We start from the raw sequence: 12538 nt of genomic DNA on the forward strand, positions 1-12538 counted from the left end.
CACTCTTTCCCTACACGACGCTCTTCCGATCTGGGAGCACCTCCAAGATCCCAATTAGGAAACCACATTTCTTCAGTTTCCACGTATTGCTGTTGAGTATTGTAAATGCCGTCATGTGCTATTAAAGCTTTGAAGCGACCTTCGTGATGACCTGCCAACCAGTAAACACTGAAGCCTCCAAAACTGGCACCTACAGCACCAAGGCGTTCTTTATCGACATAGGATTCTTTTGCAATATCATCGATAGCACTTAAGTAGTCCTGCATACAAAGACCTGTGTAGTCACCACTAATCTCTTCGAGCCATTCCATACCAAATCCTGGAAGTCCTCGACGATTAGGAGCAACAACGATATATCCATTGGCTGCCATCATCTGGAAGTTCCAACGATAGCTCCAGAATTGAGATACAGGACTCTGTGGTCCACCTTCACAATAGAGTAGGGCGGGGTATTTCTTATTCGCATCAAAGTGAGGCGGATAAATAACCCAAACGAGTTCTTTCTTACCATCAATTGTCTTTACCCATCTCTCTTTTACTTCTCCCATAGTGAGTTGATCGAAAATGGGCTTGTTTTCGTTTGTTAGTTGCTGTATGGAAACAGACTTACCTTGGGGAATAATCTCAAAGAGTTCGTCTGGATGAGACATACTATGGCGTTTTGTCAAGACTCCTTTGCCCGTTGCATTGAGAGATACTAAAACGTAGTCGGCCGTTTCATTTGTCAGCTGTTTTACATGTCCTTGGAGGGTGGTAGAATAGATGTTTGTCTTACCATGCCAGCAGCCTGTAAAATAGAAACTCTTACTGTCGGGCTGCCATAGGAACTCGTTGACGCTACTTTCAAAGGATTCTGTAACGTAGGTCTTTTTCCCCGTAGCAAGTTCGTAAACACAGAGGCGGCTACGATCGCTTTCATATCCGTCACGCATCATACTGCTCCAAGCAACATATTTCCCATCTGGCGAGAATTGGGGATTTTGATCATACCCCATATTGTAATCATCTGTAGAATGCGGCGAGTTGATAGATTGTCCTTCTAAGCTTTCTGTCACTTTTACCTCTGGCGCTACAAATCCATCTGGTTTACAAAGATTACGTGTGGTCTTATTGGACAAATTATAAAGATAAATATCACTATCCGTAGAAATAGCATATTTTATTCCTGCTTTTTTGCGGCAGGTATATGCTATTTGGGTTCCGTCTGGGCTCCAAGCCAGCTGTTCTACTCCTCCAAAAGGTTCCATGGGACACTCGTAAGGTTCGCCTTTCATAATATCTTCAGCACCAGTAATGGAGTTACCATTGAAAGTGGCTACAAAAGGATGAGGGGCCGTTGTTACATAGTGATCCCAATGTTTATACATTAGATCATTAATAACCATGCCGCTAGCTTTATCTAAGTCAGCGTCATTTTGCTGAATACTTGTATTCTGTGAAACAGTTTTGATAAGAATAACTCTCTTGCTGTCAGGTGAAAAGAGAAAGTCGATAACTCCATCTTTCTCATGAGATATTTGCACACGATTACTCCCATCTGCATTCATCATCCACACTTGTCCTCCAAAGAGATAAGCAATATGTTTCCCATTATTTATATAGGTAGCACCGCCTTCGCTTTTTTCGCTTGTTGTGAGTTGCTGTATGGCCTTACTTTTCATGTCCAAAAGATACAGGACGCTATGACTCTTGTTTTGCTCCTTACTATAGTAGCTAACAGAATAGACAGCTGTTTTTCCATTGGGTGCGAGATTAACACTTCCAAGGCGTCCCATCTGCCATAAAACTTCGGGGGTCATAATGTCTGAAGAGAGTTTTGGAGTTACTTTCCCAATAAAACCATCAGCACTAACTGTTGTGGCAGCAAGAGCTGTTGCAATTAAAATAGACTTTATCATCTGTGCTTAGTATTAAAAAGGCTGATACGTCTCTTTAATTATTCTAAAAGAGAACGTATCAGCTGGTTGTGAATTTATTTGTTAGAACGATTACGTAAAGCTTCTTGCTTCTTGCGTAATTCTTCTTGTTGCTCTTGAAGAGCTTGTAGACGTGCAGCAAAACCACCCATTTTCTTATTGGGATTGTTCTTGTTATTCTTGAAGTTTTCTTCAAGTTTAGCTAAAAGTTGTGCATCGTCTGTTGTGCGACGAAGATACCACATTGTTAAAGCACTAGTTAGCAGCGATATGAAATAGTAGTAGTTCAAACCGCTAGAGTACTTGTTAAACATGAAAAAGAAGAAGACTGGCATAAGGAACATCATCCATTGCATCAGTTTCATTTGTTGTGCTTGCTCACCACTCATGCTCTCTTGTTGCTGACGCATCATAAGCCAAGAGTACAAAAGGTTTGACCCACAGAAAAGAATACAGAAGAGACTAAGGTGGTCACCTAAAAGCCAAATATTGCTGCCCCAATTAATAAGGTCATCATAGGTAGAGAGGTCATCTGCCCAAAGGAAAGATTGCTGGCGTAACTCGAAAGCATTGGGAATGAAGTTGAACATTGCAATCCACACAGGCATCTGAATAAGCATAGGTAAACAGCCTCCCATGGGACTTACCCCATATTGACTGTAGAGCGTCATCATTTCTTGCTGACGTTTCATAGCATCTTCCTTATTGGGATATTTCTTTTGTAACTCGTCTACCTTTGGCTTGAGAACGCGCATCTTGGCACTACTCATATAGCTCTTTCTTGTAGTAGGGTAGACAAGAATACGGAGAAGGAGCGTAATAATGAGTAAGACAATGCCCATATTCATTCCAAAACCTGTAAAGAAGTCGAAAATGTAGATGGTGAAGAATCTGTTGATCCAACGGATTATAGGCCAACCAAGATATACTAAATCTTGTAGTCCTAATTCTTGTTGACTAATACGGTATTGTTCCATACTTTGGAGGTAACGATATTTATTCGGACCAAAGTAGAACTGTATCTGTGTGAGTTCCTTTCCTGACGGATCAAAAGGCATAGCAAGCTGTGCACTATAGTCTTTCACAAAGCCACTATTTTCACCGCAGGTGTCGCTCTTTAAAGCAACATTACTGAATGCGTTTTTTCCTGCAATGATAACAGCACTGAAGTATTGGTTCTTAAATGCTACCCATGACACTGCTCCTTCGGGCTTTTCTTCTGTAGATTTGTATTCATTGAGCTTTTCTGTATTACCATCTTTCGTCTTATAGGTCAAGGTGGAGTACATATTCTCAAAGTAGAGCCCTTTTTCTTGCTGGCGCACTTTGTCGTTCCATGCAATTTGAAGAGGTTTGTTTGTAAACAAATGTCCCTTTGAACGGAATGCAACATTGACCATGTAGGTATTGGGGAGTAGTGTGTAATCAATATAGAGGGTGTCTCCTGTTGTAGCTCCAAGTGCAAGTGTTGCAGACGAATCTGTTTTTGCTATAGTTTGGAATGTGTAGCTCTGGAGGTTGTAAAGACCTTTTGTCGTTTCCAATTGAAACTCCATTTGCGCCGTTTTTGCATCAAATAGTGTAAGGTTCTTATTGCTCTGTTCATGGAAGTCTTTATATGATTTAAAATTGAGCAAGTGAACTTCACTCACGACACCACCTTTCGGGGAAAGAGTAACAGCAACATTCTCATTGTGAAGAACAAGGGGGGGGGCTGCTTGACTATCTGTCAAAGCCGTGTAAAACACATCGCTACTGTCAACCTTTTGAGGTTGGATAGCTTGTTGGGGCTTTGTATTTGTTGAAGGAGTTCTTTGTTTAGTTTGTGTCTGCTCTGTGCCTTGTGATTGAGCTTCTTGCGGTTTTGCAAAGTAACTATATCCTATCAGTACTAATGCTATAAGGAATAATCCTGTAAGAGTATTTTTATCCATTTATTTTTGATTCTTGCTTGCTGCTATTGCTGCTTTTACAAAGTTGAGGAAAAGAGGGTGCGGGTGTAGTACAGTGCTAGTATATTCAGGATGGAACTGGACACCGATATACCATCGCTTTTCTGGAATTTCTACAATTTCTACTAAGTCGCTTTCAGGATTAATTCCCGTACATTTCATTCCTGCATTTTCGAATTCTTCGCGATATAAATTATTGAACTCATAGCGATGGCGGTGGCGTTCGCGAATTTCTTCCTTCTGGTAGATTTCTCTAGCTCGGCTTCCTTCACGCAACATACATTCGTAGCCGCCTAGGCGCATGGTGCCGCCCATGTTCGTGATGTTTTTTTGTTCTTCCATGAGGTCGATAACGCCATGTTTGGTTTGCTGATCCATCTCAACAGAGTTTGCATCCTCATAGCCGAGAACATTTCTTGCAAATTCGATACACATCATTTGCATACCGAGGCAGATACCAAAGGTTGGGATATCGTGTTCTCGACTATAGCGTGTTGCAACAAGTTTTCCTTCAATACCGCGTTGGCCAAAACCTGGGCAGATTACCAATCCATGCATTCCTTTCAGCATGTCAGCAACAGTGGCATCTGTAATTTTTTCGGAGTTGATAAAAGTAGTTCTAACCTTATAGTCGTTATAAGTACCTGCTTGTGAGAGGCTTTCAAGAATACTTTTATATGCATCTTGCAAATCGTATTTACCTACTAGACCGATATTAACTACTTCGGTTGCTCTATGACGACGTTCCAAAAAAGAGCGCCAAGGGCCAAGTTCGGGAGTTTCACCTACGGGCATTCCCATCTTCTTCATTATCGTAGCATCAAGATGTTGTTCTTGCATGCGCAATGGAACTTCATAAATGGTAGGTTGATCAAGGCTTTGTACAACGGCATCAGGACTTACGTTGCAGAAGTTAGCAACTTTTTTCTTGAGACTGTCGCTTAGTGTATGCTCTGTGCGTAGGACCAAGATGTCTGGCTGAATACCAAGGCTTTGCAGTTCTTTTACGCTATGTTGCGTAGGTTTCGTCTTTAACTCCTTGGCAGCAGCCAAGTAGGGGACAAATGTTAAATGTATACATAAAGCATTTTGTCCTAATTCCCATTTGAGTTCTCGGATAGCTTCTAAGAACGGAAGACTCTCAATATCACCTACTGTTCCGCCTACTTCAGTAATGACAAAATCGAAGTGGTATTTTTTACCATTCAAGAGCATTGCACGCTTAATCTCATCAGTGATATGGGGAACCACCTGCACTGTTTTTCCCAAATAATCTCCGCGTCTCTCTTTTTCAATAACACTTTGGTATATTCTACCTGTTGTAACGTTATTAGCCGCACTTGTTCGAATTCCTGTGAAGCGTTCGTAGTGACCGAGGTCTAAATCGGTCTCGCGGCCGTCATCTGTCACATAGCACTCGCCATGCTCGTATGGATTTAAAGTTCCAGGATCAACATTGATATAGGGATCGAACTTCTGGATAGTAATGTTAAAGCCACGTGCTTGAAGCAGTTTGCCAATAGAGGCCGCAATGATGCCTTTACCTAAAGAACTGGCAACGCCACCCGTCACGAAGATGTACTTTGTTTCCATGCTGTGTGAAATAGAATTATTTAATTTTATGCGAAAATACAATAATGACAAGGAACTTCAAAACAAAACTAGGAGGAAAGCCTATAAAGGCTTCCTCAATGATGTTCTTTGTAAAAGAAAAGGTAAGGAGGGGTCTCTAAAGGCATCATTAGTTCGTCAAAGATTCACTACTTACCCTAATCTATCGATGTCTTATAATCAACACAAGAGCGTGAGGCCAGCAAAGGCTTTAGTTTTGCTGCTATCTCTCGATGTGTAGGATGTTGTCCATAAGTCTTAATGTCTTCAAGGCTTTCAAACAAACTATTCAGGCAGATATCCCACACCTCGCTCTCATTCTTATTTTCTCCTACCTCAATTTCTTTAATTGTAGGAATAATTGCTGGCAAAGCTTCAATTCCTTCTTTGAAAGAAAGGAAGGCTTTCTCACGATTCAGGGAATCTATATCATCGCGGAACTTGAACAAAACAATGTGTCTATACATGGACAATAAAAAATTACTAATTTTGTTGCAAAATTAAGGAAATGTGGAGAAACCTAATAGTATTTTTGTTTATTTTCTGCTGTTTTTCTTCTTGTAAAAAGACGGCAAAGGATGAAAAGTCTACACTCTTCTCTAAAACGAATAAGATGAACGTTGATGGCTATGACTGGGATCACATACAAGAGTCTGGGGAACTTATTGTTGGTACAATCTCTGGACCGGATACCTATTTCGATTATAATGGAGCTCCTATGGGGCTGCAATTCGCTCTAGCACAAAATTTTGCTCAAGAGAACGGATTGCATATAAGGATCGAATTGGCAAAAAATACACAAGAACTTTGTCAGCTACTATTGAGAAGGGATATAGATATCGCTGTATACCCTTTGAAAATGAAAGAGATTATCCAAAGCAAACTTACCGCTGCTGGAGTTCTAAATGTGAAGGCTGGTACCAGCTGGGCTGTTGCCTCTCAGAATGAAGATTTGGCCGAAGCCTTGAAGCATTGGTATCAGAAGGGGCTTGAGGAAAAAGTACAGAAAGATGAGCGACAACGAATAGAGCAGCGATTCATTGTGCATCGGCATGTAAGATCGCCATATCTTTCTCGAGAAAAAGGAATTATTTCTGTTTACGATGATTATTTCCGCGATGCAGCACGAACAACAGGATGGGACTGGCGTCTTATTGCAGCTCAGTGTTATCAAGAAAGTGGCTTTGATCCAAATGCACAAAGCGGTGCAGGTGCACAAGGACTTATGCAGCTGATGCCTGCAACAGCAGCTAGCGTTGGACTAACAGATGTTTATGCACCCAAAGAGAATATTCAGGCTGCTGCACGCTATATTAAAGTCTTGCAGCGTTCTTTCGCGAGCATAAGAGATAGGTATGAGCGAATCCACTTTATTCTTGCCGCCTATAATGCTGGTTCTGGCCATATTAAGGATGCGCAAGCGTTGGCTAGAAAGTATGGAAAAAACCCAGATTCGTGGAATGATGTTTCATTTTTTGTACAAGCATTATCGACATCTAAATATTATACAGATGAAGTAGTAAAATACGGTTATATGATTGGTTCACAAACTAGTAGGTATGTGGAAGATATTATTGAAAGATGGCGAGGATATGGTGGACGTGCAGACTTTGCCTCTCCAATAATGGCTCCTTCTGAATATCATAATATACCTAGGAAACCAAACCGTTTTACGAAAGGTACTGTTATTGTCCGCCCAGATAACGGTATTTCAGAGATTCATTAACATCTAAAATATAAGGGTATTTACATCTAAAAGTATGCATAAATATCCTTATTGCAATTGTAATTACAATAAGGATATCAATCGATAGAATAAGACTGTCAGCTGACAGCCTTATTGGGCTACTTAGCTATATGATAAAAAGCTAGATAGATAAGAATAATAATGATAATGATTTAGAACCTCTTTCACTTAATGTTACGTTTATCTAGAGCGTCTGTATAGCGCTTAGCATTAGCTTGATGTTCAGTATAAGTTTTTGCGAAATTATGAGTTCCGCTAAAATCTTCCTTGGCACACATATAAATGTAGTCGTGATGCGTATAATTCAACACTGCTTTTATACTGGCTTGTGAGGGGATACAGATGGGCCCTGGGGGAAGACCTACATATTTGTAGGTATTGTACGGACTATCTGTTTGTAAGATACTTCCACTGATTCGTTTGAGCGAGAACTGTTTTGTTGCAAATTTAACTGTGGGATCTGCTTGAAGTTTCATTCCTTGACGAAATCTATTGATGTACATTCCTGCAATCATAGGTTTCTCATCGTTATTAGTTGTTTCTTGTTCAACGATTGATGCAATAGTAATGACTTGCTGAGGAGTCAGACCAGCTTCACTTGCTTGCTGCTTGCGTGAAGATGTCCAAAATTTTTCACTCTCCTTTTGCATTCTGCTCAATAACTCTTTCGGAGTCGTGTTCCAATAAATTTCGTAGGTATTTGGTATGAACAAACAAATGATTGTGTTTGGTGTCTCCCCAAATTCTCTACATATTTTTTCACTATCAAAGGTTTCTTTGAATTCTTTGGCAGAGGGTTCAAAGTTTTTACCTAAGAATTCAGATAAATCATCTGTAGTGCGGAGGATGGGAATAGTGAGCGTTACAGGTCCTTGCTTTCCATTTCGCATATTACGAAGTAAATTAAGCGGTGAAATATTGCTCAGTTTATAGCGACCATGATGTATATGTTTCGGGTAGTTAAAGAGAAAGGCAAGGAGGCGGAATGCAGAATAATGCCCTAGAGAAGCTTCTTTATCCAATTTCGTATAGATAGAATCAATAGTGTCGTCATGATCAATATATAAATAGGTGTCTTTCTTCAAAGTATAATTGGCGAAAAACATCCAAAACACTACGAGAAAAAGTCCAAATAAAGAACTTAAAAGAATGTACAGTTTCTTGTGATTCATTACAAAAAATACTGATTAGTTGAAGTGACGAGTTCGTGGATACCGCGAACTCGTCACTTTCTTATGAGATTATACTATTTACCAAGCAAAGATGGGGTAGTGAGCCATTGTAGCATTGACTCTTGCTCGTACTTTTGCAATTACCTCTTGATCTTCGGGTGCGTTAAGTACAGTTTCAATCATTTCGGCAATTTCTGCCATAAAGTCCTCTTTTGCTCCACGCGTCGTTATAGCTGGGGTTCCTAAGCGAATACCAGACGTTTGGAAAGCAGAACGAGTATCAAATGGAACCATATTCTTATTGACCGTAATATCAGAAGCAACAAGCGCATTCTCTGCAATTTTACCAGTTAAATCTGGATATTTGCTACGAAGGTCAACAAGCATAGAATGGTTATCAGTACCACCACTAACTATCTCAAAGCCTCTCTTTGATAATTCTTTTGCCAAAGCTGCTGCATTGAGTTTTACTTGAGTTTGGTATGTCTTGAATTCAGGCTGGAGAGCCTCTCCGAAAGCCACAGCCTTAGCTGCAATAACATGTTCTAGCGGACCACCCTGTTGACCTGGAAATACGGCAGAATTGAGCAGACTTGACATCATACGAAGTTCGCCTTTCTTTGTCTTGAGTCCCCAAGGATTTTCAAAATCTTTACCCATAAGTATAATTCCTCCACGAGGCCCACGCAACGTCTTATGAGTGGTAGATGTTACGATATGAGCATATTTTACAGGATTGTCGAGGATTCCTGCTGCGATAAGGCCTGCAGGATGTGCCATATCTATCATGAGGAGAGCACCTACCTCGTCTGCAATTTTACGCATACGAGCATACTCCCATTCACGGCTATAAGCAGAGCCACCGCCGATGATAAGTTTCGGTTTGTGCTGGTGTGCCAGTTGTTCCATTTCGTCGTAGTCAACGCGTCCTGTTTCTTTGCAGAGATTATAACCTACTGGGTGATAAAGGATTCCAGAAGTATTGACCATAGAACCATGGGAGAGATGACCACCGTGGTCAAGATTCAATCCTAGGAAAGTATCTCCTGGTTTGAGAACTGTGAGCAAAACAGCAGCGTTAGCTTGTGCTCCTGAATGAGGTTGAACATTTGCATATTCAGCTCCAAAAAGTTTTTTTAGACGTTCAATGGCTATCGTTTCCGTCTTATCAACGATTTGGCACCCTCCATAGTAACGGTGGCCAGGATAACCTTCAGCGTACTTGTTTGTAAGACAAGAGCCCATAGCTCTCATTACTTCGTCACTGACAAAATTTTCAGAAGCAATTAACTCGATGCCTCTCATTTGACGTAGGTGTTCTTCTTCAATTAAGTTAAAGATTTCGTTGTCTCTAAGCATGTTTTAGTTATTGAAAATTAGGTCTTATTTGATGGTCATTAATTATTTGTATTCTTCTTATGTAAACTTTACGTCTTCCACATTGATTTCTTTTTCACAATAGTGGCATTGCAGAATACCTTTGTTCTCGTCAGAAATCGTAAATAATGTTGGCATCGGTTCATTATTCGTGATGCACTTGGGGTTTGGGCATTTTACTATCCTCTCTATAACCTCTGGTAATTCTATAGTCTTCTTCTCCACAACTTCGTAATTTTTAATGATACAAAGTGTAAAGTTCGGAGAAATAATGCTGAGCTGATTTAGCTCAGCATCAGTAAAGAAATGGTTTCTTACTTTGATGAGACTTTTGTGCCCCATCTTTTTGCTATCAAGATTGAAGCCCACAATAATACTAGATTCCGGACATCTCTCTAAATGGAGTATGCGAACAACTTCAAAAAGTTTATTGTTAGGAATATGGTCAATAACAGTCCCATTATCTAATGCTGCAACCTGTAGTTCCTTTTTCATAGTTAAATATCAAGAATCGTTTTATCAGACTTTATATCATTTAATGTTATGCCAAGAACATGACAGAGGATTGCTTCACGCATATAAAGCCCATTCTTAGCCTGCTGGAAATAGTAAGCGTGTGGATTATCGTCAATATCTTGCGAAATTTCATTCACGCGAGGGAGTGGATGAAGAATCTTCATGTTTTCTTTTGCTTTACAAAGCATCCGGCGTTGTAGGATGTAAGTGTCTTTTACTCTTTCGTACTCCATAAGATCTGTAAAGCGTTCTTTTTGAACTCTAGTCATATAAAGGATGTCAGCCTTTGATATAACATCTTCATTAAATTCTTCTGTTTCTGTATATCTTATACCGTGCTTTTTGCAGTAGTATTTGTATTCTGCGGGCATCTCTAAACTTTTCGGAGCAATGAAATGAAAAGTAGGATTGAAATGACGCATAGCCATAATTAGCGAGTGAACTGTACGTCCATATTTTAAATCACCTACCAAAAATATGTTGAGATTTTCCAAAGAGCCTTGTGTTTGCTGAATGGAATAAAGGTCAAGCAATGTTTGGGATGGATGTTGGTGACTCCCATCTCCTGCATTTACTATGGGTACGGGTGAAACTTCACTAGCTCTCAGTGCTGCACCTTCTAAATGGTGACGCATCACAATAGCATCAGAGTAGTTGGCCACCATCATTATTGTGTCCTTTAATGTTTCTCCTTTTGTGGAACTCGAAACTTTTGGATCAGAGAATCCTATAATCTTTGCGCCAAGTCGATTTGCTGCAGTCTCAAAAGAGAGCCTTGTGCGTGTGCTAGGTTCGAAAAATAAGGTGGCAATAATTCTTCCATCCAGAATTTTGCGATTAGGATGTCTCTCAAACTCCTTCCCCATCTCTAACAAGTAAGTCAAATCAGACTTAGAGAGATGAGCAATGGATACTAAACTGCTTTTCTGAGTCATGAACATATATATTCAAAATTCTGAGGTCAAAGTTATGTATTCTTTCAGATTGAAACAAGAAAATAAAATATATTCTGCTAATTCCTCATTAAATAATATATCATTACTCAATAATGTTATCGAGAGTGAGCAACTATTTGTTGATTGCGCCACAATATGGGCAGATTCCTAGCTGAGGTATTTCTGCTCCGCAATTGCCACAATGCAGTGTTATATAGTGTTGATTGCGATACCGCAAAATAGCATAAATCCAATAAGTCAAGAGGAGAGGAAAGCCTACATAAATTTGAACAGTGATGGTAAAGATTAGATAAAGAATCACACAGATGCAAGCAAGTCCTATAGAATGAATAACTACTTGTTGAAACGGTTCATGATGCCACAAATCTATAACTACCGTGCACCAGATAATAAAGATAAACCAAACGCTGATTATAAAAAGAACTAAGATGGGCGGGAGTTCTAGAGAGAATGGGTTGATAGTGGGGTGGAAGTAAAACTCTACCCATGTTGTTGGGACAAATTTTTGAATACTTCCGTATAATGTAGCTGCTCCAGAGATTGTAATGCACAGCAGCGTTGGATATATGCTTCTAAAAGCTCCATTCCACCCTCCTGGGGCCAGCAGTCCTGTTGAATGATAGAACAGGCGAGAGAAGCTTTGCTGACTTTTGTTTTTCCATATCATTTGGAGTACGAAAAGTAAGATGAATAATCCCAAGAGGCTCATAAATATAAGTGTTCGGCTGTTGCTGAAATTGTTGATAAACTTAGAAATTGGATCACTAGGAGTGGCTTTACTTAATAATGTTTTTTCGTGTACCCATCCTTGTGTAAACTGTTCACTTGCCACTTTAACCCACACAGAATCAATAGTATCTGTTGGAACATATTGGATGTCAGCAACAACAAGGTGTTCTTTGGCTTTTACTATGAGATGAGAAATTCCTTTTTCTCCGTCCGCTCCTGGAAGTGTCGGAGCTAATTGAAGAGAATCTGTCGTCTCAAAGTTATATCCTTCCCAATAGTGATGAGCTATTATAAAGTTTACAGAATCTACATATTGATCATCTGTGGAAACCCAATGATCCAATTTATTAGGATAAGAATAGTAACAGCTGGACAATAGTGAAGCTATCATGAGAAAGAAAAGAGAATAAATAATCTGTCGCATCCTATCTATCTAAATCTAGAAAATGAGTAATGTTATACTAGAAAGTAATATACATTTTAGGGCTATACATTGACTGCAGCAAAATAACAGGATTTTATATATCTCTTATTATATGCAAAAACTTTATGAAAGTTATGT

The 12538-nt window shown here is 39.7% G+C and carries 10 protein-coding genes; 1 reads left to right on the forward strand and 9 read right to left on the reverse strand.

From position 1 onward, the window contains the following. The 4 genes from ABLA33_RS05480 to ABLA33_RS05495 all read right to left on the reverse strand — a co-directional run. Nucleotides 1-1898 (reverse strand): alpha/beta fold hydrolase (locus ABLA33_RS05480; protein ID WP_347719548.1); only part of this gene is annotated, 1898 nt, incomplete at its 3' end. 74 nt (nucleotides 1899-1972) lie between these two features. Continuing rightward, nucleotides 1973-3850, reverse strand: coding sequence for a membrane protein insertase YidC (gene yidC / locus ABLA33_RS05485; RefSeq protein WP_347719549.1), 1878 nt, complete (start codon nucleotides 3848-3850; stop codon nucleotides 1973-1975). After that, nucleotides 3851-5461, reverse strand: coding sequence for a CTP synthase (locus ABLA33_RS05490; RefSeq protein ID WP_315090892.1), 1611 nt, complete (start codon nucleotides 5459-5461; stop codon nucleotides 3851-3853). 176 nt (nucleotides 5462-5637) lie between these two features. Continuing rightward, entirely contained in the window at nucleotides 5638-5946 is a 309-nt protein-coding gene (locus tag ABLA33_RS05495) for a Dabb family protein (RefSeq protein WP_311489984.1), read from the reverse strand. Nucleotides 5947-5987: 41 nt separating this feature from the next. Between ABLA33_RS05495 and ABLA33_RS05500 the strand changes: the two genes are divergently transcribed. Continuing rightward, a complete protein-coding gene (locus tag ABLA33_RS05500; RefSeq protein ID WP_347719550.1) occupies nucleotides 5988-7205 on the forward strand; it encodes a transglycosylase SLT domain-containing protein in 1218 nt (405 codons plus the stop codon). Between the two features lie 185 nt (nucleotides 7206-7390). On the opposite strand, the gene mltG is transcribed toward ABLA33_RS05500, so the two are convergent. From mltG to ABLA33_RS05525, 5 genes are all read right to left on the reverse strand, one after another. Further along, nucleotides 7391-8398, reverse strand: a complete 1008-nt coding sequence (gene mltG / locus ABLA33_RS05505) for an endolytic transglycosylase MltG (RefSeq protein ID WP_311489982.1) — start codon at nucleotides 8396-8398, stop codon at nucleotides 7391-7393. A 78-nt stretch (nucleotides 8399-8476) separates the two neighbouring features. Continuing rightward, nucleotides 8477-9757, reverse strand: a complete 1281-nt coding sequence (glyA, locus tag ABLA33_RS05510) for a serine hydroxymethyltransferase (protein WP_347719551.1) — start codon at nucleotides 9755-9757, stop codon at nucleotides 8477-8479. Between the two features lie 57 nt (nucleotides 9758-9814). Next, a complete protein-coding gene (gene pyrI / locus ABLA33_RS05515) occupies nucleotides 9815-10270 on the reverse strand; it encodes an aspartate carbamoyltransferase regulatory subunit (protein ID WP_347719552.1) in 456 nt (151 codons plus the stop codon). Nucleotides 10271-10272: 2 nt separating this feature from the next. Beyond that, nucleotides 10273-11226 (reverse strand): aspartate carbamoyltransferase, encoded by a 954-nt coding sequence (pyrB, locus tag ABLA33_RS05520; protein ID WP_315090883.1) that lies wholly within the window; start codon nucleotides 11224-11226, stop codon nucleotides 10273-10275. Between the two features lie 133 nt (nucleotides 11227-11359). Continuing rightward, on the reverse strand, nucleotides 11360-12319 hold the full coding sequence (locus ABLA33_RS05525) for a zinc ribbon domain-containing protein (RefSeq protein ID WP_347719553.1): 960 nt from the start codon (nucleotides 12317-12319) through the stop codon (nucleotides 11360-11362). Nucleotides 12320-12538: the final 219 nt, after the last annotated feature.

This window comes from uncultured Alloprevotella sp. (assembly GCF_963536905.1).
Classification (GTDB): domain Bacteria; phylum Bacteroidota; class Bacteroidia; order Bacteroidales; family Bacteroidaceae; genus Alloprevotella.